Consider the following 26,282-nt stretch of genomic DNA (forward strand, 5'->3'; position numbering starts at 1 on the left):
GCCATCACGTCCTTTTTAAGATTTGACGCCGCCTGACCATTCGAAACCAATGGCATCCAAGAACGCTTTGGAAAGCACCATATGGCCTGTTGCATCGGGATGAACCCGATCGTAAGTCAGCACAGACGTATAGAAATGATCCCAGAATGGAGTAAATGCAGCCTGTGTATCCACGAAAATGGCGTCATTTTCAGCGGCTACTCTACGAACAGCCTCACCGTATATATCCATCGTAGCCCGCATCGGATCTTCCGGATTGGCTTCCAAATAATAAGGAGACATCAGAACAAGTCCTTTCAACCCAGGACGAACAGAAGCAACCAGATCTCGTAGTGTGGATTCATACTCTTCCAGAAAAACTTGCGATTCTGTGGATAACGGATTGTCAAATTGACGCCATACATCATTGATCCCGATCATAATCGTTAGCCAATCCGGTTTGAGATCAAGCACATCACGGTCCCAGCGCTGCTTCAAATCCCGGATTGTATTCCCACTATTACCCACATTCTGAATCCGCAGCATCAATTCCGGATATATGGAACGCAGCAAGGCATACACTTGCGCCACATAGCCGTGCCCCAGTCCAGAACTCCCTTCACCAACAGGATGTTCACGGCCACAATCTGTGATTGAATCTCCGATAAAAAGCAGCTTATCATTCTTTTGCAATTTCATTGTCGTTTTCTCCTTCGCTCTCATAAGCGTTAAAATATGTGAGATCACTCGTATTCACATTTCATATTCAGGGAAGACATAGATCAGCCAAGTGCCGGGTTACCACCCTTGATTCTTAAGCCAGGTCAGGCACAGATCAGACCAAGCCCGAACGGCATGATCATCCTCTGCCAATCCCAGACCATGTGAACCTTTTTCGAATACATGCAAGTCATAAGGAATGCCGTGTGCACCCAGAGCAAGCGCGTAACGCAAACTGTTTTCTACAGGGACCGCTTGATCATCACTCGTATGCCAGATGAATGCTTCAGGAGCGTCTGCTTTCACCTGCTGCTCTGCACTGAAAGCCTTGATCTGTTCAGCAGACACATCTGACCCAAGCAGATTTTCACGAGAACCGGCATGTCCATAGGAGTCCATCGTTATTACCGGATAACAAAGAATAACCCGATCCGGGCGTGAACTCTCCCTTTCAATAGGGTCCTCGTGATCTGGTTGACCCTCGTCATACAAGGTTCCCAACGTGGCTGTAAGATGACCGCCCGCCGAGAAACCAAGTACGGCAATTTTGGAAGGTTGAATGCCATATTGCTCGGCATGAGCCCGTACATAACGAATCGCACGCTGACCATCTGTCATGGGTGCCGGATGCTGGTGGGGCGCCACACGGTACTTCAGCACAAATGCGCTAATTCCAGCACGGTTCAGCAATTCAGCGATTGGGGCTCCTTCATGATCGGCCAAAAATCCATAACCCCCACCCGGACATATAATGACAGCGCTCTCGGAACCCGGCTGAATAAATGGAATCAGATGGGGCATTTCATCCTCATGACCCTTGGCTGCATAAGGTGCTGCATGGTCCCACAATGGTATAGTTGCTATCACTTCTATCATCCTCTCTAAGTTGAACGGATACGTTGATCCGTATAGTCATTTTCCAATCTAAGGAATCGATATCATCATAACGGGAAGCACCCTTGCGCATCAATACCTTCCTGGCATCACTTTTTGTTCAATTTGTAACAGGTTACACGGAATCCTCATACTTGAACAGTGTTTTATAGCACATTTAAACCTCAGAATGATTAATATAACGTTCGATACTGCTCAGGAGTTACGCCCTCAATCCGCCGAAACGTAGCCACAAAATGACTCGCATCCCGAAAACCAACCTTCGCTGCCGTTTCCTTGACGGTTAGTTTGCTGTCCCCTGTCATCCATTCTTTCGATTTGCGAATACGAAGGAGAATGAAATAACTGTAGGCGGTCATGCCAAAGGATTGTTTGAAAAGGGTATTCAGATGCCTAGGCGTAATGCCTGGTATGGCGGCCATCTGTTCAAGACCGATTTCGGGATCGGCATAGTGTTCATTCATAAATGAAATTAAAGGAGCCAGCCGTTCCACGGCATGGGAGATCGAAGAACGACTGCCCGTCATGCCATGTTTTTTGAGCAAAATCAGAAATCGGTACATGTCCGCTGACGCTTCCAAACCGGATAAATCCTGGTCACTGCTGATGGAACCCAGCACTTCCCTGCCATAATATTCAAGCGGGCTCTCTGAGTCCCACTGGTGAAGGGCTGCCTCCCCCAAACCAAGCGACTCTGTAATGGCCGGGCACTGGGAGCCTCCAAATGTAATGTAGAGGGTCTCCCATTCTCCTTGCGAGCGCACATACTCGTGAGGCTCATTCGGCGGCAGCAAAATGCCGGATGTCTCCCCTAGCTGTACAGTTGAACCTGCAAATCTGAACTCTCCAGCTCCCTTTACCGTCTGGAGCCAGTGATAACAAGGATATCCAGCAGGTCTGTACACATTCTCCTGATTGCCGTTATATCCTATACTCTCGATGTAGAGCGGAAGCGGCTGATCCCGTGGGGTCATAAAATAGCGCCGATGATCGGGTGTGATGAGCATAGGGATTCTCTCCTTTGAACAAAAAGCAAAATTACAGTTCCGTATTCTTATATGTCTCATTACTTTTCTTATATTTTAAAAGTCATATCCATCATATAGTATAGATTTATTCTTATACAAGAGGTGAACACATTTGATTAGCAGCAAGTTACCCAAAATGTTCTACGGCGGCGACTATAACCCTGAACAATGGGATCATGAGACTCATCTTGAAGATCTGCGCATGTTCCAATTGGCAGGTATTGATATTGCGACCATCAACGTATTTTCATGGGCACTGATTCAGCCTGATGAAGTCACTTATAATTTTGAAGGACTCGACCAGTTAATTAACAGTCTCTATGAAAGCGGCGTTTACATTTGCCTAGCGACAAGCACTGCTGCTCATCCAGCATGGATGGCGAAGAAATACCCGGATGTACTGCGTGTGGATGCAGATGGACGTAAACGCAAATTCGGTGGACGGCATAACTCCTGTCCGAATAGCCCAACCTACCGCAAATACTCCGAGAAAATTGCAGACAAGCTGGCGGAACGTTATAAGGATCACCCTGGTGTGCTTGTATGGCATATCTCCAACGAATATGGCGGCGACTGTTATTGTGATAACTGCGAGAAAGCGTTCCGCGTGTATCTCAAAGAACGTTATCAGACCCTGGAGCAGCTCAACAAAGCATGGAACTCCAATTTCTGGGGGCATACATTCTACGATTGGGATGAGATTGTACTGCCAAGTAACCTGAGCGAGCACTGGGGAAACAACAATTCCACCTTCCAGGGCATCTCACTTGATTACTCCCGCTTCAACTCCGACAGTATGCTCGATTGTTACCGTCTGGAATATGATGCGATCAAAAAACATATCCCGGATTCGGTCGTTACGACCAATCTGATGGGATTCTTCAAACAGCTGGACTATTTCAAATGGGCCAAATATATGGATATCGTCTCCTGGGACAGCTATCCGGGTCTTGCGACTCCGGTAAGTTTCACAGCTATGGCTCATGATCTGATGCGTGGATTGAAGGACGGACAGCCGTTCATGCTCATGGAACAGACACCAAGCCAGCAGAACTGGCAGCCTTATAACTCATTGAAACGCCCCGGCGTCATGCGTCTGTGGAGCTACCAGTCCGTTGCCCATGGTGCGGATACGATCATGTTCTTCCAGCTCCGCCGCTCTGTGGGCGCCTGCGAGAAATATCACGGTGCAGTCATTGAACATGTAGGACATGAGCATACCCGTGTATTCCGTGAAGTCGCGGAGCTGGGCAAGGAGTTACAGTTGCTGGGAGACAAAACGCTGGATGCTACTGTGGATGCCAAAGTCGCGATTGTGTTTGACTGGGATAACTGGTGGGCAATCGAGAAATCCAGCGGACCTACGGTTGCACTGAACTATGTAGATCAAATTCACAAATACTACGCTGCCTTCTTCCGCCGCAACATTCAGGTGGACATCGTTAGTGTGGATACCGATATCAGCAAATACGACATCGTGCTCGCTCCGGTGCTCTATATGGTTAAACCAGGCTTTGCGTCCAAACTGGAGAAGTTCGTTGAAGCAGGTGGTACATTCCTGACAACCTTCTTCAGTGGTATCGTCAATGAGAGTGATATCGTAACAACCGGGGGTTATCCGGGTGAACTTCGCAAACTGCTCGGTATCTGGGTTGAAGAAATTGATGCACTGCTGCCTGAGCAAAGAAACCGTATGGTCATGAAAGAGGCTTATGGCGATCTTCAAGGAGACTATGGTTGCGGCATGTTGTGTGACTTGCTGCACAGTGAAGGTGCAGAGATCATTGCCGAGTATGGAGACGACTTCTACAAAGGCATGCCTGTGGTAACCCGTAACACATTTGGTCAAGGTGAAGCCTGGTACGTAGCTTCCGACCCGGAAGATCGATTCCTGGACGGCTTGCTGGGACAACTGGCTGCAACCAAAAATATTGCTTCTCTTCTGGATACTCCGGAAGGTGTCGAAGTGACTGCTCGTACCAAGGATGGACAACAGTACCTGTTTATCATGAATCACAATGCTACCGCTCAATCCTATGATTTGGGTAAAGCAGAGGCTCATGATTTGCTTACAGATCGGTCCCTTTCAGGTACGATCGAGATTGAAGGACGCGGTGTACAACTGCTTGAAATGAAATAATATTCGAAAATCGATGATACAACATGTTACATGGAGATCGCACTGATCGTTATTTGTGGCTTAAAAGCGTGTCAATTGTTAAAATTTAAAGTATTATATGATTGAACTTGTTTCAATCTGCTACTTCCCGTATCCGTTTAGACCGGATACGGTTTTTTGTCATTATTTGTGAGGCTATCGGTTAGAAGGAAATACCGAGAAGCGAAGCGAATTGGACGAGACACACAATTTAACGACGCCCCGCCGGGAAAAGGAAGCGGCCCTCCGAAAGTAGGCGCTGCACTGTATAGAATAAATAATATAATGCTGCGAAATATTGGTGACAATCATGATGTCACTTATACACTGCTACAATGGGAGGAACACTCCAGCATCCTTTCCGGCGGCGCAACCCTCGAAACGGAGTGGCTGACATGAATAGAACAAATCGGCTTGCCGCCATCGTTATGGCATTGCAGCACGGTCACGAAACGGCACATTCACTTGCAGAAAAGTTTGAAGTTTCCCGCCGTACCATCCTGCGGGATATCCAATCTCTCTCAGAGATGAATGTCCCGATCATTGCTATCTCCGGTCCCGGAGGCGGCTTCAGACTTATGGAGGGGTATGTACTGCCCCCACTGCAATTAGACCCGGTTGAAGCAGCTACTCTCATCTTTGCTCTCGAAGGCCTAAGCCATTATGCAGATACCCCTTTTCAAGAGAAACGCTGGACATTAATGGACAAAATCAAAAGCATTATTCCGGATGATGTCAAAGCAAGGATGGATCCTATGCTCAAACAACTGAAGCATGATGTTCCCGAACGAAACTACATCCTTCATCATCTGGAACCGCTTATGGCTTGTATCCCGGAACAAGGGTGGTTGCGTATGTTGTACCGCTCTGCTTCCCGTCAACGCTGGCTAACGATCTGCCCCATTCGAGTGTATGCTTCAGCCGGTTTCTGGTATTGTGAAGCGTATTCAGAGGAGCACGGTGAACAGCGCCTGTTCAGGGCAGACCGCATTCTGGACATTACACCGGTTGAGCTGCTTGAATCACAACAGCTGGCAGAACAGGCAAAGCGACAGCGCAGCAAACCGAAATCTCCCGAACCTTCTCCGACACGTGTTACCGCACGTCTGAGTTACAGCGGAATGATCGAGGCAGAACAGGACAAGCATATTGGCGAACGGATGACCGAGATTGCTCCGGATGTATGGGAACTGTCCTTTCTCTGCCCTCCCGGTGAGTGGGCTTGGGCCGTACGATTCTTTTATCGACTTGGAAGTGAAGCAGAAGTACTTGAACCCGAGAACCTTCGCTGCGAGATTCGCAAACATGCCGAGGAAGTATACCAGATGTATCTTACCTCCAACAATAATCGTTGTAGCACACGCTAAAAAGGAGCTTGCCAAAATCATGATGAATGAGCATGAATCGATCGTAACTTACGAAGAAGCTGTGCAGCGAATAGAGGCTGTGGGACTGCTCCCACTCGCCCCTTTATTTCCTGAATACCCTTCACTGTCCTCCATAACGCCTCAAGAAAACTGGCACAAAGATAACGCGCTTGATCCCTGGTTGTGGCGTTCACGTCTGGCTGAGGAAGGGATCGCTGCTTATGGCAAATTTCTCAAAAAGAAAGCCATTCTTGTCTCACGCGAATATTTCCCATGGGTACACCGTCTGCTAGCGGACTCCAGAGTCATGGAGGAACAATATGACGCGGGTTTGCTCTCTCGAGAAGCATTCAAACTGTATGAGATAATCGAGAAGCATGAGGGGATTGATGGACGGACGCTGCGTTCACAAGCAGGTTTTGGAGCCAAAGAGGACAAAAAAGCATTTGACCAGGGGCTGCTGGACCTTCAAGGCATTAGCGCCATTGTCATCTGCGGCACCAAAGAAAAAGAAGGCCTCGCTGAAGGCAAGGTCGCTTGGAACAGCTCTGCTTATGAGACCTCAGGCTGCTGGATGAAGCGTCAAGGTATTGAACCGTTTGAGGGCAGCGTTGCAGATGCGAGCGAACTCCTGGTACAGCAATTGGAGAAACACACTTCTGCTGCCGCACTGACCAAAATCAAAAAATCTTTTGCGATACATTGATTGAAATACTTATAAACGACAAATCCCGGAAGCCGAAGAGGGCCACCGGGATTTGCTGTATATACCTTTACTATACATGCAACAGATATAAAGCAACGAACGAGTACAATTACAGGATAACTCCATCCTTGAATATCGCAATTTCCCGAAATCCATGCTGCTCGCTAAGCGTATGCGCCCGTCCTGAAGCAATATCGATCAGTTGACTGAACAGCTGCACTTTCACGTCTTCCATCGTCTTACCTTCCAGCAGTTGACCTGCGTTAAAATCGATCCAGTGCTTTTTCCGATTTGCGAGGTCAGATTGGGTTGCAATCTTGACAGTAGGTACCGGGCCTCCAAACGGCGTTCCGCGACCTGTCGTGAAAAGAACAATGTGCGCACCCGCAGCTGACAGTGCTGTAACAGACACGAGATCATTCCCCGGAGCCTCCACGATGTTCAGGCCGGTTTGAGTGACACGTTTGCCGTAACGAAGTACATCAACTACGGAAGAACGTCCTCCCTTTTGCGTACATCCCAAAGACTTTTCTTCCAGCGTGGTAATCCCGCCTGCTTTATTCCCTGGTGAAGGATTTTCATATATATTCTGACCGTGGTTCACAAAGTATTGCTTGAAGCCGTTCACCAAGTCTACCAAATTATCAAACACCTGCTCATTGGCCGCCCGATTCATCAGTATGGTCTCTGCACCAAACATCTCGGGAACTTCGGTCAAAATAGCCGTACCTCCGGCAGCAACCAGCATATCCGCAACGGAGCCAACGAGCGGGTTCGCCGTAATCCCGGACAGACCGTCCGAACCGCCGCACTTCAATCCAATTTTGAGCTTGCTCAAAGGTAGTGGCTGACGCTGTTCATGTTCGACGAGCTCCACGAGTTCTTCCATCAGACGCAGTCCTTCCTCAAGTTCGTCATCTGTTTCCTGCGCTTTGAGAAAACGGACTTTCCCCTGATATTCCGGTGCGATACATTCGCGGAACTGGTCTACCTGATTATTTTCGCAACCCAGACCAATGACCAGCACGCCGCCAGCATTCGGGTGTTCCACTAGGGAAGCCAATACCTGCTGCGTATATTTCAGGTCATCTCCAAGCTGCGAGCATCCGAATGGGTGTGGGAAATGATATACACCATCCACCCTGCTGCCGAACTGCGACAGGCCCATACGAGCCAATGCCTCACATACTTTATTAATGCAGCCGACCGTATTTACAATCCAGATTTCATTACGGATACCTGCTTCACCGTTAGGACGCAGATACCCATCAAATGAACGTAGATGTTCCGGAGGCATGTCCGTCTGGACAGATGGTCCCGGCTGATACTGGTATTCAAGTAAACCGTGAAGTCCTGTTTTCAGATTGTGACTGTGAATCCAGCTCCCCTGTTCGATCTGTTCCTTGGCTATCCCAATGGAAAAACCATATTTCATAACATCCTCGCCCGGTGCGAGGGTATGCACAGCAATTTTATGACCTTTGGGCACATCATCCCTTAGTGTAAAAGTAGTGCTGTCTGGCAGTATAATACTTTCCCCTTTTACATAATCCCGAAGAGCTATAATGACATCATCCTGCGGTTGAATCGCAATCCAGTCATTGACTGTACGTGTTGTGTTCATTAACTCTCACCTTCCAGCAAACCAATTTCGTGAACGAGTGCTTCGCGAAGCCCCTGTCGATCATCCAGATTCTCTCCCCAGATCGATACATCAGATAATACAGCAGCGACACTCTGGTCTAATTGCTGCGTATCCCTCTTCAGAGGATCATAACGATCCCAATGTATGGCGAGTGCAGCCAGTACATCCGCATCATCCCGAAGCAGGACAGACTCACCGTTCAATCGTTGTGCCATATAACCGTCCGGCGTGTTCACTGGACGATACAGACACAATAATCCCGCAAATCCTTTCACGAGCCGAGCCGGCCAGGTTCCCTGATTTTGCTCATAGGCCAAAAGTGTAGGCAGCACACGGACCTTGAACTTTCCTACTGTATTTAATGCAATATCCTGCAGCTTGTGATTAATATACGGATTGAGGAAACGTTCAAACACTTCCCCTGCGTACTGATCCAGATGATGATCCGGCATATCCAGTGCAGGCACGATCTCCTGATGTACCGCTTCTCTGACCCAAGAGCCAAACTCTGGGTCTTCCATCGTTTCTCTCACATGTTCCTTGCCTTGCAGAATGCCGAGCGAAGACATGAGGGTATGAGCACCATTCAAAATACGAACCTTGCGCAGCTGAAAAGGTTTCAAATCCTTCACCCAATGTACGTTGAGTCCCGCCTGTTTCAGGGGGAGTTTCTTATCCAGTGCTTCATCTGCCTGAATGGCCCAGAAATGATATGGCTCTGCCGTATTGACCAGTTGATCCTCGTATCCCCAGCGATTGGTCAGGGAATCGGCTTCTTCCGAAGTCGGTGCACCCGTGACAATCCGGTCAACCAGATTGTTCAGGAACAAGTTATGGTTCTCAATCCATGAACGGAAGCCTTCAGAATAACCGAAATCTTCACTATGCTGCAGCACACAACTGCGCAGTACATCCCCGTTGCCCTCAAGCAACTCACACGGCAGGTGAATCAACCCTCGGGATGGGTCCCCATCAAACCGCAGATAACGTTGATGCAAGAAGACCGTCAGCTTACCCGGAAATGATAGTATCGGTTCACCCTGCGTGTACTCTGAATGCGTATATTTCAATCCCGATTCGGTTGTATTGGAGATGACAAACTCCAGGGAGGGCAATTCCGCTAGTTTCAGAAAATCCTGCCATTCTTCGTATGGATTAATACACTGTGAAAAAATCGAGATCATTTCCGTCCGTTCCACTGCTTTTCCCTGTGACAGCCCCCGGGTAATCATCGTATACAATCCGTCCTGATCACGAATTTGTTCCAGCTTTGCCTTTCCCCCAGGCCGAGGCTGGGTCACCGCAACACTTCCATGGAATTTGCCTTGTCTGGCACTCTCATGAAGCATCCAATCTGCAAACCCACGCAGAAAGTTGCCTTCCCCAATCTGTAGTACCTTTACGGGACGTTCCATCACTTCTTTGCACTTGCGCTGGCTATCACTTCCAAGCAGATTCAGCTTTAGCCTTGGTCTTTTCGTGCTCGCCGACATGAACACTCACCTCATCGTTTTATTTGTCAACATTAGATGTCCCGCTGCACGGCACACAGCCGCTTAGCTTCCATTGAAAACGCTTTAAATTCATTGTATCATCAATAAAAGGAAATTTAATTGCTTATATTGCGGTAAATGTACTCTTTCATGATCAGAAATAACCACTTTTTTTTGTAAGCACTGTTTTGAAAGGAGATCGAATGGAACGTTCGCCCGTTCGTACAACCATTCAGGCGGAATCGGGGATTCCCTTTCGTCTGGTGTATGCAGATACCAAGTCCCCCCAGAACGAGTTGCCGGATCATCTTCATGACTGGCATGAAATTATTTATGTATATAGGGGTCAAGGCACCATTTTCATTGATACCGGTCTTGAAGACATGCAGGAGGGTGATTTGTTCATCATTCCTGGCAGCACGGTACATCGCGCATTGCCTGATGCCGGGAATCTGGTGACTTCGTCGGCCTTATTCTTCAGTCCAGGATTACTGGCCTCCACAGCGGGAGGCAATGCGTCAGCCATGCTCTCTCTATTTGAACGCTGCCGCAAACGCAGGGTGTACAAGAGACATCTGGATGCCAAGGAGCAAGCCCAGGTTGCTGCATTAATTGACGACATTCATGCAGAATTCCAGTTAGAACATCACCTGAGTGCCCACGCCGCTCTGCTGCGGTTGCAACTCTTACTTATTTATCTGGAGCGATTGGAGGCAGTCGGTCCTGCAAATCCTGCCAGAAGTGTTCCTGGACCAAGCTGGCTCTCCTCTACGCTGACTCATATGGATGAAGAGCTGCGCAGTGGCCTTTCCTTGCCGGAACTGGCACGGCAGGCAGCCGTATCCCCGGCGCACTTCAGCCGTGCGTTCAAAAGGTATACTGGTATGACACTAACTGACTATGCGTTGGCCCGCCGGGTCATTATGGCGAAAGAGCACCTGCTTCGAAGCGATGAGACAATGACCGTTGTTGCCGATGCCTGCGGCTTTGAGAGCCTGCCCCATTTTTATCGACAATTCAAGAAACTGACGGGTACCACACCCGCTGCCTACCGTAAAACCATGAAGAATCAGCATCAAACGTGATTGTCACAACATCCTGAAATGTAGAGATTTGTCTGTGTGTAACATATTCTTCCATACTATTCGTGTGGTATGTTATAATACTGAATTACAATGTCGGAAACGATGCGTTTCTGCTGCCAGAGGAGCCTTACATCCCATGTTAAACGAATTGAATCGCAGAAATATCGGCATCTTCGCACACGTCGATGCAGGGAAAACAACAACGACAGAACATATGTTATTTCAAAGCGGTGTCGTACGTAGTCCAGGTCGCGTAGATGATGGAACAACAGCCACAGACTCTCTGGATATTGAAAAGGAACGAGGCATTTCCGTACAGGCGGCTATGACCTCTTTGATCTGGAAAGATACGATTATTGATCTGATTGATACGCCGGGTCATATCGATTTCAGCTCTGAGGTAGAGCGATCCCTGCGCGTTATGGACGGAGCCGTACTGATTGTGTCCGCCGTGGAAGGGGTCCAATCCCAAAGCGAGACCATCTGGCATGCTCTCCGCTCGCTTGGAATTCCTACCCTGATTTATATTAACAAAATGGATCGGGTTGGCGCTTCTGCTGAGACGGTTATCGATCAGATCCGCTCCAGTCTCTCTCCCTTCGTATGCGAAATCCAAACCTTTCGGATGAATGAAGAGGTGTTCGAGGGCATTGACTCTTTATGGAATGAGAGCCAAGCGCAAGTGAAGGGTTCTTCTTCTATCCCCGGCCTTTTTGAATTATTGGCCGAACTCGACGAAGATCTGATGGAAGCCTACATTAATGGTGAAACGCTGCCAGCTGACCAGCTAGATGAAGCATTTTGCAAAAAGGTGCATCAGGGCGAAGTGTTCCCCATTTGTTATGGTGCTTCGGGCAAAGGAATCGGCATAAAAGAGCTGCTGGATGCCATCATCGAATTTCTTCCTGCACCTGCGCAGCCTCAAGAACCTTCAGTATCCGGGGTTGTATTCAAAATTGAACGGGATAAAACGATGGGCCGTACAGCCTATGTTCGCATGTATGGTGGCAGTGTGTATAATCGGGATACGATCTATAACTCCACTCGGGAGCTGGAAGAGAAAGTGACACAGATTCGCCGAATGGATGGTCGGAAATGGGCGGATACGGGTGCTGTTCATGCTGGACAGATCGCCGCACTGTACGGACTAAGCGAAACCCATGTTGGTGATATTATTGGCAGCCCCGAAGGTGTGCCTCCTGTACCCCAGCTGGCTGTTCCCTTGTTGACCGTGCAGGTACATGGTAAAGACACGGCTCGTTATTCTGACCTTGTAGCGGCACTGCAAGAGCTGACGGATGAAGATCCCCTGCTCGATTTGCAATGGTTGCCTGAAGAACGGGAACTGCATCTTAAAGTCATGGGAACCATTCAGCTTGAAATTCTGTCCAGCCTGCTGATGAGTCGTTTCGGACTGGATGTTGTATTTGACCCGCCGTCCGTCATCTATAAGGAAACTCCTCGTTCTTCAGGGGAAGGATTCATCGCGTATACGATGCCCAAGCCTTGCTGGGCCATTCTTCGATTCAGCATTGAGCCTTTGCCACGTGGTAGCGGTCTGATCTACTCATCCACCGTCCGGACGGATCATCTTCTGGTTCGTTATCAGAATGAAGTGGAGCGCCGCATTCCCGAAGCGCTATCTCAGGGGTTATTGGGGTGGGAGGTTACCGACCTGCGCATTACGCTAATCGAAGGTGAGCATCATGTCTGGCATACCCATCCACTGGATTTTGTGGTAGCCACGCCGATGGGGATTATGGACGGGTTGGCAAGCATAGGCACGACCCTGCTGGAACCCATTCTGAATTTCCGGTTAACGGTCCCCGAGGAGTACGGCGGTAAAGCGCTCAGTGATCTGGTACATATGCGAGCAACCTTTGAAGCGCCGATCATCGGAGGCGGTCGATGCATCGTTGAAGGACGTATGCCTCTGGCAAGCTCCATGGATTATCCGGTGAAGCTCCGCTCAGAGACGAGCGGACGCGGGGTGCTCACGACTTCTTTTGCCGGGTACCAGGATTGTCCTTCGGATCAGACCCATACGCGGAAACGCAGAGGAGTTAACCCGCTGGACCAATCCAAATATATTTTAAGTGTTCGAAATGCGATTACATCATAATTGGAGTTGACTTTGTCGTGCTGATTAAATTTCTAATCTTTGGCCTGCTGTGGCGGATTGTAGGCAATCCGTTCTTGGCGGTTATTATTTTCCTCATCATTCTGTATTTCCTGGATCGTCGCTATGTTGGGGTGATGCCAAGCTTCATGAAGCCACTTAAACGTATGCGTAACATCTCACGGCTCCGGCAGCAGCTTGCCATGAGTCCGAATGAAGTCTCTTCCAAGCTGGATCTGGCCCGTCTGTTGATTGAACGTAAACGTTATAGCGAAGCTCATGCCTTGCTGCTGGAACTGGAACGTCCTTACGAGCAATCAGCCGAATATTGGGAGGCGCTGGGCACAACTGAACTTCATCTGGGCCAAACGGAAGAAGGCGAACGTCATATTTTGCAGGCACTGGATATTAATCCAAGAGTGAAATATGGACGTCCTTATCTAACACTTGCAGGTGCTTTCAAGGATACTCACCGGGACAAAGCGCTGGCATACGTTCAGCAATTCCAGGAGATTCATTCTTCATCCAGTGAAGCATATTATCTGCTCGGCTCGGTGTACCGCTCCCTTGGACGTACTGCTGATGCAAAACAAGCCTACGAGCAATCACTGAACGTGTATCGCTCCCTGCCAAAATATAAGAAGCGCCAGGAACGTCGCTGGGCTGTTCGCAGCTGGTTCCGCAAGCGTGGACTGTAAAGCTGTTTGATTACGTCAGATTGAGCAATGGATTCGACGTCGTGAATTTGAAATGTACGCATCCATTCCATTCATTCGTGATAAAAAATTTCACCAAATAAAAAGTGCACTGATAATTGCCTCAAGGCAGAAATCAGTGCACTTTTGTCATACATCCCATGTTGCAGAGCTAGGTCAGCAGCTCACGCAGTCGTTCCTCATTACCTTTCATCCAGTCTATCCGTTCTCTCAGCTTCCTGATTTGCTGCACAGCCACATCAGGCTCATCTGTACCTTCGAACAATCGACTGATAAAATGCATCACGACATCCAGACTTCGAAGCAAAATAAGCGCTGGAATCACGCTCAGCTCCTCTGGTTCCAGGCTGACCTGTTGCCTGAATCCCTGAATCAATCCCTCCAAAGCCTCCCACATCCATGCCTGCTCCTTGTCCATCGTCAGAAGGTCAGACATGGGCACAGCAAGCTCCATTACCCGCAGATCCCATGTGACGAATTCAAAATCCAAAATGGCACATATGATATCCTGAGAGTCTGCCAATACATTGGATGCATTCAAATCCCCATGTACCAGTTGATGTGGTAAAAGCTCCATGCCTCGCAGCGTATTGAATAAGTCTGGCAATACAACCTTCAGCTTCTGCAAGTCATCTGCACATGCCATCAGCGTATCTGGGGGTGAGGTGCATAGTTGTAATAGTTTCTCCGGTGAACAGAGCGGGTAAGCCTCCTGAATCTGATAATAGGGCGGATAAACGGGAGCCAGGGTTATGGGAAGGCGCGCCATAACGGAAGACAGCATGCCACCCGCCCTGCCCAGCCCACTGAGCTGATCGGGTGTATTCCACACGGGATTATGACCCTCACGATAATGGAACAACGTCACGATTTTGCTCCGGCCCGAGGAATGATCCTGCACAGCAAGAAATGTTGCATGCTTCTCATCAGGAAGGTTAACGGGCGCAGGCACATCAAGCTCAAACTCTGAACGTGACAAGGCAGACAGCACCTCGTGTTCAAAAGCAATTTTCATTCGATCATTATGCGTTTCATACTGCCTCAGCACGTAACATTCTTGGCCCATCTCTACCATGAAGGTAGAGTTGTTCATGCCTCCCTTTCCACGCTGAGCTTTCCAGTTGGACGTGAAGCCATATGAGGATAAAACGGTGGATATGAGCTGCTGTTCTGAATCGTTTAGGGAACCTGAATCGATGATGTGCACCAAAAATAACTCCTTTATCTCACGTAATACAACCTCTATATGTCCTCATCTTAACGGAAGTATTTCTTTCGGTCTAGTCAGCTTCGAGGTAATAGTCATTCTAAGCTTCACTGCCAGCTGATTAGGCAAATGGATAGTATCCTGTACGATTCAACTGTTCTGCAATCACGCGATATCCTTTTGCATTTGGATGAACCCTGTCCCAAAATAACAGTTCACGTTCACGCCCTTCAAACCGGTCATAGACCTGAGCACAGGCATAGTTCCCCGATCCTGCACTATTCAGAAAGGAATTATACTGCCGCACCCAATATGCAGCTTCAGCCGCTTGCGGATACGGGTTGTACAACCCAATCGTACGGACCATATATACACTGTTTCCTTTCAACTGCCGGATATGCCTCATAATCTGGGACACGTTACTGCGAGTATCCCCAAGCACCTGTGTCATCTTACTTGCATTCGGGATCCCGCCACTCGCTTTGAATGTACGAATCAGATCGTTCCCACCAATCGACAACGTAATAATATCCGCCTCACGCAGCGATTGCCGCACTCTTGGATTGTTGGATATCATCTGCAGCATTTCCCCTGACGTAAGTCCATTCACGCCCAAATTATCCATGGATACAAACGTACGCACATTCGTTTCTGCCATTCTCCGATATAAAGGAACAAAGCCGGTGCCCAGCAGCGCTCCTGTACCTACCGTTAATGAATCTCCTATAGCCACATATCGATATACCATCCCGCCGCCCCTCTCTGCTGTGTTATAAACTACTCCATATACAATTCCTATATATCGTATGAGAGGAACGGAGACAAGGCGCGGGATGGTGTCCGTAGGCATACACATTTATTTGTCCGTTTCATAAAGGATTGTTCAAAACCATACAGAAAGCCCCGCCGGGAATCCAGTGGGGCTGTTCATATATCATTTAATTACATGCCTATGTTACGATCCGAATCAACGGAATCTGCCTGTTCCTTATTCGGGAATGGCCACCAGTTGGCACGGCCAAACATTTTCACCATTACAGGAACGAAGAATGGCAGGAACAACAGAGAATACAAGATCAGTCCGCTGAGTACAACCGTCGCAATCTGCATCATCGAAAGAACTCCCGATGGATACATTGCGGCAAAGGTACCACTCAGAATGACGGCTGCAGACAGGATAACCGTACCCATGTTTTTCATGGCATACAACATGGCGTCCTGTACTCTCATACCTTTGTTCTCATTGAAACGGTCCATCAGGAAGATACTGTAATCCACTCCCAGTGCAATCAGCATGACAAAGCCGAAGAACGGCGTAACCCAACTGATGCCCGCGAACCCAAGTATATTCACAAAGATCGCTTCCGTCAGGGCCATGGATGTGAAATAAGCCAGCAACAACGAGACAATCAGATACAGCGGCATAATAACCGAACGGAGCAGCAGGACCAGAATGATAAACGTTCCTGCAAGCATCAGCATAACTGTGCGTGTGTAGTCATTGTTGGAGACTTCCTGCAGATCTGCAAATGTACTGGTTACCCCGCCAATGGCAATATCTGCTTTTTCAAGCGCACTTCCCTGTACAGCACGATGTACAGCAGCTTCGATATCCGGAACACGATCAATCGCTTCAGTTCCATATGGATTCTCGGCAAAAATAACGTCAATCGTCATCGTTTTCCGATCTTTGGACAGATACGTATCGAATACCTGTGTGAAGTCCTTACTATTCAGTGCTTCTTCAGGAACATACCAGCCTGCCAGATCCGAATCAGGAGAGTTTTGCAATTGTGTCAGGTAGTCCTGTGCTGAATCGAGTCCACCTGAAACCTGTTCGATTCCATCTACACTCTGATTAAGACCATCTGTCAATTGAGTCAGTTGACCACTCAGATCCGAGAAGCCTTGCTGAATTTTCTCCTGACCACCCTGAAGCTGACCAAGTCCGTTCTGGATGGAAGGAATTTCACTAATCACTTTACCTTGACCGTCAGCGGCCTGTTTGAGACCGGATTGTAACTGACTGATTCCCGTCACAATCTGACCCAGACCATCGGCAAGTGCCTTCTGTCCGGAAGCTGCGGAGGCATAGCCTTTGTTAGCCTGATTGATTCCAGCCGCGGCTTCGCCTAGCTTGGTTTGAATTTGACCCAAACCTTGAGCGAGCTGTGCTGTGCCGGTACCTGTTTCACCAAGGGTGCCTTTGACCCGCTGATAATCGGCGTCTTGCAGCAAATCAGGATAGCGCTCTTCAAGCGCTGTGAACGATTCATTCAAGCTGGTCAACGCTGTAGATACACCTTTGAGTTGTTGTTGCAGTTCACCTACACCATCACCCAGCGCTGCGACACCTGCTCCTGCCTGACGATAGGCTTGAAGCAGCTGATTGTTGGCCTGTGCAAGTTGATCTGCACTCGTTTTGGCTTTCTGCAGACCTGCTTTTAGATCACCGGCGCCCGAGGAGCCGTCACGAATTCCTTTTTCAATCTGCTGAAGTCCTTCCGACAACTGTGTAATACCAGACTGCAGTTGGGAAGTACCTTTGGTCAGTTCTCCAGCCCCATCCGCAGCTTCTTTAAGTTGTGGTTCATTTTTGCTTAACTGACTGCTGGCTTCGCTCAGACCATCACGGATTTTATCCAGACCCGATTTGCCTTCGCCCAAACCATCAGATAATGTCCCTACTTGTTGTGTCACTTCAAAATCTTTGATCTCATCACCGGTTGGACGTGTCATGCTGCGGACACCAGAGATCCCTGGCACCTTCTCCACTTCCCGGCTAATCTTTTCGGCGAGCGCCATATACTTGGCGTTATCCATAGCTTCATCATTTTGAATAACGACCTGACCCGGCAAGGATTCACCCGGACCGAAGCTGTCGGAAATGATATTGAATGCTTTGACCGAATCATATTTCTCACCAATCTCATCAAGACTGTTAAACGACAGTTTGCCGTCGTAAGTTGCCAGCAATGGCACACATACCGCTGCAACGATGAGCAGAGCTGCCCATGGACGTTTTAAGGAGAAACGACCGGCTGCACCGTAAATCTTGCTCTCGGCATGCTCCAGTGAACCCTTGGAAGGCCAGAACAGCCTTTTGCCCAGCACTGCCATGAAAAATGGAACAATCGTGACTAATGCCAGCATCATCACGGCAATACCGACAGCAACCGCTACCGCGGAACGATACAACATAAACTGTGCAAAACCAATGGCAATAAATCCAACCAGCACGGCGAGTGCGGAGAAGAATACCGTTTTGCCTGCTGTGCGGTACGTAGCAATAATGGCATCCCACGTATTTTCATGATGAGCCAATTCTTCCTTGAACCGGCTAATCAACAGGATGCAATAGTCCGTACCGATCCCGAACATGACTGCCACCATAAAGATCTGCGTAAATGTCGAAATAGGGAAGTCTAGACCGTCCACAAGGAACGCGACAATCTGCTGTGAAACAATGTAGCTGATCCCTACCGTAAGCAGTGGAACAAATGGAGCGACAAAAGAGCGGAATACAAGGAATAGGATGAGCAAAATAAATACTACGGTAATGTACTCCGATTTTTTGAGTCCTTCTTGGGAGCTTTCCACCGTATCCTCATCAATTAAACCTTTACCGGTTATGTAATGCTCCACATTGACCGATGACAAAGCTTCATTGAGATCTTCGCGCATTTCCTTGACTGTACGATCTCCCTGATCAATAGAAAGCGACGTTAAGATCGTCTTGCCATCGGCAGAGATCATTTTGTCTGATAATTCTGGTTGAGAGAACGGTTCCAGTATGGACAGAATGCCCAGTTTCTCTTTTTCGGCCTCCAGTTTCTTAACGGCCTGTTCTGCCTCTTCTTTACCCTCGGCACCCAAACCATCCGGATTATAAAATACAAGAGCCAACTGGCTGCCCTGCTGCTCACCCTTTTGTGCAGCGGCTTCTTCCAGAATCGCCGCTGCCTGGGTGGAAGAGTGTCCTTCAGGAACCGAAAACTGTCCCTTTTCCCGAATCAATTCACTCATGTTAGGGGCGGTGAACATTAATACGGCGGCCACAACGACCCATAGCCCCATCAACCACCATCGCGCTTTCAAAATCGTTCTCATTCGTTCTCCTGTCCTCCTTCATGCGTTAGCAAAGCTGCGAGCTTCTCAAAAGATTCAATGAAATTCTGAACCTCTTCCGGTTTGAAATGGACCAAATACGGCTCCAGAAGCTGCTGTATTTCCTGTTCCGTTTCCCTGTATACTTCACGTCCATTGTCCGTCAGGGTCAAATAAACAACTCTGCGGTCACGCTCATCCCCGGCCCGATGGACCAGATCCCGATCCACCAGCTTGTTGACCAGAGCAGTGATACTGCTCTTGCCTACACACAAAAGCTCTGCCAGATCAGAAGGCGTACATAACGGTTTCTCCTCAATCATACGAAGTGCACAGAACTGATCTGTGGTAATGGTTTGGCCCAGGCGTTCACGTATCTGGGTATCAAACCGTTTGGTTACCAGGAAAGAAGCATCCAAATAGCGGTTAACCAAACTTCTAGCATCCGGTGTGTTCATTCTTCATTCTCCTTCCCTAAAAATATAGTTCACTCATAGAACTATTCTTCAATGAAACTATTCTATAATGAAACTATATTGCAAAGCAATACGTTTTTCCTATTTTTTCAAACAAACGACAAAAAAACAGGACGTCCGACTCAGCTGCTTCGCCAAATCCAACATCCTGTTATGATTATGCTCTCTTTACGTTACACAGTAGTAGACAGTTACTAGTCTTCGTCTTGCTCCTCGTCCTTCTCTAATACACAGCGGAATCGCTCCACACCCGGATACAGCTCACCCAGGCTGTACACTACGAATCCCGTATTTCGATAAAACTCTACCGCTTCCACATCGGTCTCAGCGATTAGTCTGTCGGGGTTATATTTGGCCAGCACCTGTGAAATCATGCCACGACCATAATTTTTAAAACGGTTCTCAGGCAGGACAGCGATGTGATGAATAGTGATCTCACTCGTTCCTGTACTTTCATATCCAATCAGACCGATCAGCTGGCCTTCGTCTTCATAACCGTCCAAATGCAGCTCGTCCTTATTAACATACTGTTGTAACGCACGATTCAGGTGATCCGGGTCGGGAAAGACCGAGTAGGACAACAGCTCCTGCACTTCCGGCTCCTGTATGCGTGATTTCAATTGAATTAACACCCTGATTCCTCCTATAACTTGCTTGATTCCGTTATCGTATTGTAGTCGTTAGCCTTTAAAAGTTCAAGTCGTATGCCGTTTCAGCTCCGATTGGAGATCAGACGTGATACCTTCAGGCACCTGAATTCCTGCCAAATGATATGCATCCAGCAGCGCACCTCCGACTGCTGGCACATGGCTGGTAATGTAATGAATCTGTTGTCCACCCGGTTTATAGGCTGCATTCAGCCCATTTCGAATGGCCTCCACCATATAAGGTGTACTCAGACAACTTCCTGTAAGCGTCATGCGCACCTGCTGATCTTTAAAACACGATGCAAGCATGAGAATACCCACAACGGCCGTATCCGCTGCTGAATCGCATACTCTGACCGCAAGGGGAATATTTTCGGCTGCTGCTTCGGTAACTAAAGGAGCCATTTGACCAAATATCCGATTGATGGCCTGTCTATTTTCAGCAAAACCTGATACGCCCAGTGCAGCAAGCTCCGGAATCGAAGTTACATTCCAATAGGCTAATAGCTGTTCGATCCAGGGTTGGTCCTGCGGACCATAACGTCCCGCAAGGATGGAATGCACCGCGTCATAAGCCAAAAAACGAGCTGCTGTTGGCGCATAGTGGCCAAACTGGTCATTGCGGAGCCAGGTCCCTTGTTCCGTTTTACCCAGAATCAGAGAGCCTGTGCCTCCAATAGCTACAATGCCCGGCTCACCGCCAAAAGCTGCCGTATGTGCAATATGTGTGTCATTTACTGCACTGATTCTGCCTAATATACCGGTTTGGGCGAGTAACGCTTCAGCCCAGACTGTATCTTCAGGCCGATCCAGGCCTGCCATCCCCGCCTGAATGGAAGCAATCTGATCCACTTCTAGCCCAGCTCTGCGAATAGCTTCAGCGATGCCCTCCAATACGTTCTGCTCTGCATTGGCATCATGATAGCGGTTGCAACCGCCTTTTTGCACATAAGACAAAACCTTTCCGTTCTCATCGGCCAATGCCACACGTGTATGACTTCCCCCGCCATCCATGCCAATCACATATGTACTCATTCTGATCCCCCATGTTCTGGTGTGATGATGTCCCCTATCCCATGATGCTTCTCGTGATGTTCTATTAAGCTGCCGAGTAATACGAACTACCGGGACCTTACTACGCGATCCCGGCAGGCTACTATTGCTTCTGTGCAGCGAAACGAAGCAGTTCACAACGGAACTGTGTCGGTTCATCATATTTTTCCTCTTCGATCGTCTGTGTTACATGTTCCTGAAGCAGAATGTTCCAATTAGCATAAGCCTTCTCCAGTAATGCTATAGCCTCAGCTGTGGGCAGATTCAATTCAATCAACGGCTTAATCTCCCGGCCTGTGTTGATTTCCTTTTCCTCTACACTCGTACTCATCGTGATACAATGAATGCCGCCTGTACGAGTTCCCACTTGCAAACGTTCAATAGCCTCCACTAAGGCTTGTTTATTTGAAACATGTTCCAGGCAAGAGCAAGCAGCAATATAATCAAAATGATCCGGCTTGACAGCGTAATGCTCAACATCCGCCTTCTCTACTTGCACGATATGATCAACCTGATATTCTTTCGCATATTTACGAAGTCCATCTACAGCCTCATCCAGCAAATCCACCCCGATAACTTCACTATTTGTTTGCCCAAGACGCTGCGCAATGGGTATCGTATGTCTGCCTACACCACATCCCAAATCGAGAACACGCAGCTCTGTCTTATGGGTAAGCAAACGCTCAAGCATATCCATAACCATCGGCATGGGTCTCGCCATCCAGGTACCGGACGCGAATAATTCATTATTCTGATAGAAGTTAGAATGGTAACCTGCCTCTGCTTTCCGTGCAGCCTCAAATTGTTCATTTGCCATACAAGCACCTCCATAGCTTAGATGTTAATCGTCAATGTCCCCGAACCTGCAAACAGAATAATGATGAGAATAACCATCACTACAAATGCCCCGGTGACGAGCAATTTACCCGTATCCTGCTTATACGTATTGTCATTAAATAACATCACGCCGCCGATGGTCATGGCTACGGGAGGAAGAAACAGTGTCATCAGAACAAGCAACACAATCGTATATCGATCCAATATAAATTCATCATTTTCAATCATGTACGGTTGTTCAGGCTGAACCGTTTTGGTAGTAACCAGATTGCCGCAGGATTTGCATTTGAACTCATCTTCTGCCATTTTTTCATGACAATACGAACAAACTCTAGGTGTATAGGGCATCTCGCACCTCCCCTTAAGTACATCTTCTACTTAATACCCAGGATGCTTAATTGGAATCAGATGAATGCTGCTGGTTCTTTGTCAAAAAGGATTCAAGTACCTGCTCGTATCGGGTACGATCCACTTGAAATGCTGTTCCATGACCCGCACGGGGAATAGTCAACAGTTCCTTTTCTGTCGGACATGCTTCAAATAGTCTATAGACCATTTCCGTCGGTACAAACGTATCTGCCTCACCATGAATAAAAAGAACCGGAACTTGAACTTTGGCGAGTTGATTTAGTGCCGATGCCTCCCCAAAGAAGTAGCCCGCCTTCCATTTGGAAATGAAACTTGTAACGGGAATAAACGGAAATGCGGGCAGCTTGTATAGCTGCTTGAGCTGGAAGGTCAGCTCCTCCTTCACGGAGGTATAAGCACAATCCGATACGATGGCCTTTACCTGATCAGGGAGAGCTTCACCACCTGTCATCAATACTGTAGCGCCTCCCATCGAAATTCCATGCAAAATGATCTCCGTCTCCGTACCAACCTTGCTCAGAACCCAATGGACCCATTGAACATAATCTTTACGATCCAGCCAGCCGAATCCGATGATATTGCCCTCACTTTGGCCATGACCCCGATCATCCGGCATCAACACATTGTAGCCCCGTTTTTCAGCATAAAAGCGGGCAAAACCCGCCATTTCTCTGCCTTTTCCCGAATAGCCATGGGCCAGGATAACCGTTGGTCGCTGCGATTCGTAGTGGGTAGGAAGCCATGTTCCATGCAGCTTTAATCCATCATGTGATTCAATATATATATCTTCGGTTGGCTGCGTATCAAGCCACGTCAAGTCAGAAGCACTGCTGATTATTTCGTTATCCGGTTCGGGCATCAGATTCGGATTATCAACCAAAAATGATTTTGGAGCACGCCGAATGGCGGTTTTGAAGAAGTAAAGTCCACCTAACCATAGTAAGGCAAGAACGATTAGGACCAGAACGGCAAGGCTGTATAATAACATGAACATTTTCCTCTCTTTCAGTCGATCTTCCACGTGAAACATGTATGTATATTATTTATCGTTTCGTAATTTCTTCAGACATGGATGATGGTTGCCACTTCTGGATCAAGTTGTTTAGAGCTTCAAGGGTGAAGGGTTTACCAATAAAATCATCCATCCCGGCTTCAAAACATTTCTCTTTCTCTCCATCCATCACATTTCCTGTCATCGCAATAATCGGAGTGGGATGCCACTTCTTATCCTGTTCTAAAGCTCTGATATGGCGTGTCGCCTCCAGTCCGTCCATTACAGGCATCATGCTATCCATCAGGATCATACTATATTTATTGCTGAGAAAAGCTTCACTAGCCTCTTCCCCATTGGAGACGATATGCACTTCGGTCATGCCCAGCTTTTTGAGTTGCAACTGCACAACCTGCCGATTGATGACGTTATCGTCTGCCAGCAAGATTGATATCGGAAGGGATGTACGAATCTGCTTCTGGTCCTCCTTACCGTGAATCATCTGATTGGATAACGATTCAATCGTTCTGTGCGATGATTTCATCTTGCCATGTTCATTAGACATCACATGATCACTCTCCTAATCGCGAATTATGCCATACTGCTTATACGAAGGCTTCACTCATCCAATCGTTTGCAAAAGCTTCGGCAGCTTCGATCTTCCCCGTTCAAATACAATCCCTCTATTCATTATACATGAACGACGAATGGCATACATTCATATAAAAAAACTGACCTGCGTTATTAACGCAAGTCAGTTTTCCCCTCTGCGGCGAGTCCAAGCTTTTTTAACAAACGAATCGCATCTGCCTTTTCCGAAGGTTCCAACCCATCCACCGCATCAATGATCACCTGGTGGTGCTGAGGAAAGATTTGTGTAAACAGATGTCTTCCTTCCTCCGTCAATTCAGCGTATATGACACGTCGATCTTCCTTGGACGCTCGACGAATCAGCAGATTTTTGTTCTGAAGCTTGTCCACCACATACGTGATATTGCCACTGGACATTAACACTTTCTCACCGATCTTTTGCAACGCCTGCGGCCCTTTATGGTATAACAAATCAAGCACGCCAAATTCTGTTGTATTCAGTCCATGACTCTGGATATCCCGGTTGGACCTGGATGTAACGGAATTGTATGCGCGAGCGAGAACCACAAATAATTGTAAAGACAGTTCCCGATTGTCCTCGTTGTTCGGCATTTCTTAATCCTCCATCAGTTGTTTACATTTCGACCTGCGCCTGCAGATTTCATTTGCTCCCACTCTTCGCGCAGCATTCCCATACGAATTGAATCATAATGTTTGCCATCCACGATGCGGCATTTGCGCATACGTCCTTCCACCTGCAGTCCCGCCTTCGAAGCTGAACGCATCATTCGTTCATTGCCCGACCAGGTTGTCAATCCAACCCGGGCCACGGGCAATTGCTCGAATAAGTGACTGGACCACATCTGAAGTACTCGCGTGCCGATCCCGCGCCCCCATTGGGCTGATCGATATAACACTATTCCCATTTCCAGCCACATGGATGGACGATGTTCCCAATAATAGCTGATTGTACCGACGATTCGGCCATTCAGCTCAATAATTCGAATGGAGTCCGGATCAGAATTTTTCTGAGTTGCTTCAAGTCTTCTTAACATGCTCCGTTCAAAGTCTTCGTAGCTCTCATGTTCAAGGGCATAATATGGCGCATCCCATTGTTTCCATTCCGGTACGTCTTCACTGTAGATCGAATCATAGAGTTCAGTCAGATCCTCTTTCTCCACACATCGAAGAACAATCTCACCATCCACGAACGGGTTTTCCCTCATCTATGCAATGACCTCACTTTCCGTTCATGAACGATGACGCTCATCGATGCTGCCATCATCCTTCGCAAGAATGACGGTGTCCGCCATTTTAATAAACAGTCCATTATCGACAACACCTGGGAGCATATTTAACTGAATGTTAAGCTCTGCAGCATGCTCTATGGCTTCCATGCGGCAATCTGCAATGAGGTTGCCATTATCCGTAAGATAACGTTGATCCCCATCCATACGCCATTCTGGGTGACACCCGAGTTTCTCCAGCGCTTGGAAGGTCCACTCTGAAGCAAACGGAACCACTTCAACTGGCAACGGGAACTTTCCTAGCTTTTGTACGGCTTTACTGCCATCGGCTACAATAATCAGTTTGTCGCTGTTTGCAGCTACAATTTTCTCACGCAAAAGCGCACCGCCGCCACCTTTGATCAGGTTAAACTGAGGATCTACTTCATCTGCACCGTCAATGGTCAGATCTAGACGTCCAATTTGATCAAAGGGAACGATCGGAATTCCCCACTCTTTGGCGAGCTTGTCCGATGCTTCCGAAGTAGCTACAGCCTGAATGTTCAACCCTTCACGTACTCGCTCACCAATTCGACAAATAGCGTAATACGCCGTTGACCCCGTACCCAATCCAACCTTCATTCCATCTTGAACATACTCTGCCGCGCGCTCAGCTGCTATCTGTTTAAGATTCATCTATAAACCCCCGCCTGCTCATGATTTGAGAAATGCATACTGTAGTTATTATAGATAAAACCGCTTCCGATGTATATCTGTGCATGACGTGTTCAACTGGGAAACTTGGCCTGTTTATCTGCTTCACATGTATCAATAATGTTGCTTATGTACATTCTTGGTTAGATTCTCC

General features: G+C 47.9%; 24 protein-coding genes. 6 read left to right on the plus strand and 18 right to left on the minus strand.

Annotation, left to right across the window (positions count from 1 at the left end):
- Positions 1-15: 15 nt before the first annotated feature.
- The 3 genes from A6049_RS10965 to A6049_RS10975 form a co-directional block, all read right to left on the minus strand.
- On the minus strand, positions 16-678 hold the full coding sequence (locus A6049_RS10965) for an SGNH/GDSL hydrolase family protein (RefSeq protein WP_063564684.1): 663 nt from the start codon (positions 676-678) through the stop codon (positions 16-18).
- A gap of 99 nt (positions 679-777) precedes the next feature.
- Entirely contained in the window at positions 778-1,566 is a 789-nt protein-coding gene (locus A6049_RS10970; RefSeq protein ID WP_095206049.1) for an alpha/beta hydrolase, read from the minus strand.
- A gap of 200 nt (positions 1,567-1,766) precedes the next feature.
- Positions 1,767-2,600 carry an AraC family transcriptional regulator gene (locus tag A6049_RS10975; RefSeq protein WP_063564685.1) on the minus strand — a complete coding sequence of 278 codons (834 nt, stop codon included), beginning with the start codon at positions 2,598-2,600 and terminating at the stop codon, positions 1,767-1,769.
- Between the two features lie 133 nt (positions 2,601-2,733).
- Here A6049_RS10975 and A6049_RS10980 point away from each other — a divergent pair, with 133 nt between their 5' ends.
- The 3 genes from A6049_RS10980 to A6049_RS10990 all read left to right on the plus strand — a co-directional run bounded on the left by A6049_RS10980 (position 2,734) and on the right by A6049_RS10990 (position 6,852).
- Positions 2,734-4,761 (plus strand): beta-galactosidase, encoded by a 2,028-nt coding sequence (locus A6049_RS10980; protein ID WP_063564686.1) that lies wholly within the window; start codon positions 2,734-2,736, stop codon positions 4,759-4,761.
- Positions 4,762-5,174: 413 nt separating this feature from the next.
- On the plus strand, positions 5,175-6,146 hold the full coding sequence (locus A6049_RS10985; protein ID WP_063564687.1) for a helix-turn-helix transcriptional regulator: 972 nt from the start codon (positions 5,175-5,177) through the stop codon (positions 6,144-6,146).
- 19 nt (positions 6,147-6,165) lie between these two features.
- Entirely contained in the window at positions 6,166-6,852 is a 687-nt protein-coding gene (locus A6049_RS10990) for an AlkZ-related protein (protein ID WP_063564688.1), read from the plus strand.
- Between the two features lie 109 nt (positions 6,853-6,961).
- Here the strand turns inward: A6049_RS10990 and A6049_RS10995 are convergent, their stop codons facing one another.
- Positions 6,962-8,476, minus strand: coding sequence for a UxaA family hydrolase (locus A6049_RS10995; protein WP_063564689.1), 1,515 nt, complete (start codon positions 8,474-8,476; stop codon positions 6,962-6,964).
- Entirely contained in the window at positions 8,476-9,990 is a 1,515-nt protein-coding gene (locus A6049_RS11000; protein ID WP_063564690.1) for a tagaturonate reductase, read from the minus strand. The genes A6049_RS10995 and A6049_RS11000 overlap by 1 nt, the downstream gene beginning before the upstream one ends.
- 203 nt (positions 9,991-10,193) lie before the next feature.
- Between A6049_RS11000 and A6049_RS11005 the strand changes: the two genes are divergently transcribed.
- The 3 genes from A6049_RS11005 to A6049_RS11015 all read left to right on the plus strand — a co-directional run bounded on the left by A6049_RS11005 (position 10,194) and on the right by A6049_RS11015 (position 13,892).
- Complete coding sequence (locus A6049_RS11005) at positions 10,194-11,075, plus strand: AraC family transcriptional regulator (RefSeq protein ID WP_063564691.1); 882 nt, start codon at positions 10,194-10,196, stop codon at positions 11,073-11,075.
- Between the two features lie 136 nt (positions 11,076-11,211).
- Positions 11,212-13,197 (plus strand): elongation factor G, encoded by a 1,986-nt coding sequence (locus A6049_RS11010; RefSeq protein WP_063564692.1) that lies wholly within the window; start codon positions 11,212-11,214, stop codon positions 13,195-13,197.
- 17 nt (positions 13,198-13,214) lie between these two features.
- Entirely contained in the window at positions 13,215-13,892 is a 678-nt protein-coding gene (locus A6049_RS11015) for a tetratricopeptide repeat protein (RefSeq protein WP_063564693.1), read from the plus strand.
- 169 nt (positions 13,893-14,061) lie between these two features.
- Here the strand turns inward: A6049_RS11015 and A6049_RS11020 are convergent, their stop codons facing one another.
- From A6049_RS11020 to rpiA, 13 genes are all read right to left on the minus strand, one after another.
- The gene (locus A6049_RS11020; RefSeq protein WP_095206050.1) at positions 14,062-15,117 is read right to left on the minus strand and encodes a phosphotransferase; all 1,056 of its coding nucleotides are present in this window, start codon (positions 15,115-15,117) and stop codon (positions 14,062-14,064) included.
- A 121-nt stretch (positions 15,118-15,238) separates the two neighbouring features.
- On the minus strand, positions 15,239-15,865 hold the full coding sequence (locus tag A6049_RS11025) for a GDSL-type esterase/lipase family protein (RefSeq protein WP_063564694.1): 627 nt from the start codon (positions 15,863-15,865) through the stop codon (positions 15,239-15,241).
- A gap of 194 nt (positions 15,866-16,059) precedes the next feature.
- The gene (locus A6049_RS11030) at positions 16,060-19,227 is read right to left on the minus strand and encodes an MMPL family transporter (RefSeq protein WP_063564695.1); all 3,168 of its coding nucleotides are present in this window, start codon (positions 19,225-19,227) and stop codon (positions 16,060-16,062) included.
- Entirely contained in the window at positions 19,224-19,682 is a 459-nt protein-coding gene (locus A6049_RS11035) for a MarR family winged helix-turn-helix transcriptional regulator (RefSeq protein ID WP_063564696.1), read from the minus strand. The genes A6049_RS11030 and A6049_RS11035 overlap by 4 nt, the downstream gene beginning before the upstream one ends.
- 212 nt (positions 19,683-19,894) lie before the next feature.
- Entirely contained in the window at positions 19,895-20,332 is a 438-nt protein-coding gene (locus tag A6049_RS11040; RefSeq protein WP_063564697.1) for a GNAT family N-acetyltransferase, read from the minus strand.
- Positions 20,333-20,395: 63 nt separating this feature from the next.
- Complete coding sequence (locus tag A6049_RS11045; RefSeq protein ID WP_063564698.1) at positions 20,396-21,382, minus strand: N-acetylglucosamine kinase; 987 nt, start codon at positions 21,380-21,382, stop codon at positions 20,396-20,398.
- A gap of 121 nt (positions 21,383-21,503) precedes the next feature.
- Positions 21,504-22,217, minus strand: a complete 714-nt coding sequence (locus A6049_RS11050) for a class I SAM-dependent methyltransferase (RefSeq protein ID WP_063564699.1) — start codon at positions 22,215-22,217, stop codon at positions 21,504-21,506.
- Positions 22,218-22,234: 17 nt separating this feature from the next.
- Positions 22,235-22,585, minus strand: a complete 351-nt coding sequence (locus A6049_RS11055) for a hypothetical protein (protein ID WP_063564700.1) — start codon at positions 22,583-22,585, stop codon at positions 22,235-22,237.
- A 46-nt stretch (positions 22,586-22,631) separates the two neighbouring features.
- Positions 22,632-23,594, minus strand: coding sequence for an alpha/beta hydrolase (locus tag A6049_RS11060; protein WP_095206052.1), 963 nt, complete (start codon positions 23,592-23,594; stop codon positions 22,632-22,634).
- Positions 23,595-23,649: 55 nt separating this feature from the next.
- Positions 23,650-24,162: a response regulator gene (locus A6049_RS11065; RefSeq protein ID WP_063564701.1), complete on the minus strand. Its 513-nt coding sequence runs from the start codon at positions 24,160-24,162 to the stop codon at positions 23,650-23,652.
- 179 nt (positions 24,163-24,341) lie between these two features.
- On the minus strand, positions 24,342-24,800 hold the full coding sequence (locus A6049_RS11070) for a MarR family winged helix-turn-helix transcriptional regulator (protein WP_024630132.1): 459 nt from the start codon (positions 24,798-24,800) through the stop codon (positions 24,342-24,344).
- Between the two features lie 14 nt (positions 24,801-24,814).
- Entirely contained in the window at positions 24,815-25,414 is a 600-nt protein-coding gene (locus A6049_RS11075; protein WP_063564702.1) for a GNAT family N-acetyltransferase, read from the minus strand.
- A gap of 24 nt (positions 25,415-25,438) precedes the next feature.
- Positions 25,439-26,110, minus strand: coding sequence for a ribose-5-phosphate isomerase RpiA (gene rpiA, locus A6049_RS11080; protein WP_063564703.1), 672 nt, complete (start codon positions 26,108-26,110; stop codon positions 25,439-25,441).
- Positions 26,111-26,282 lie beyond the last annotated feature (172 nt).

The organism is Paenibacillus sp. O199, from assembly GCF_001636635.1.
GTDB classification, from domain to species: domain Bacteria; phylum Bacillota; class Bacilli; order Paenibacillales; family Paenibacillaceae; genus Paenibacillus; species Paenibacillus marchantiae.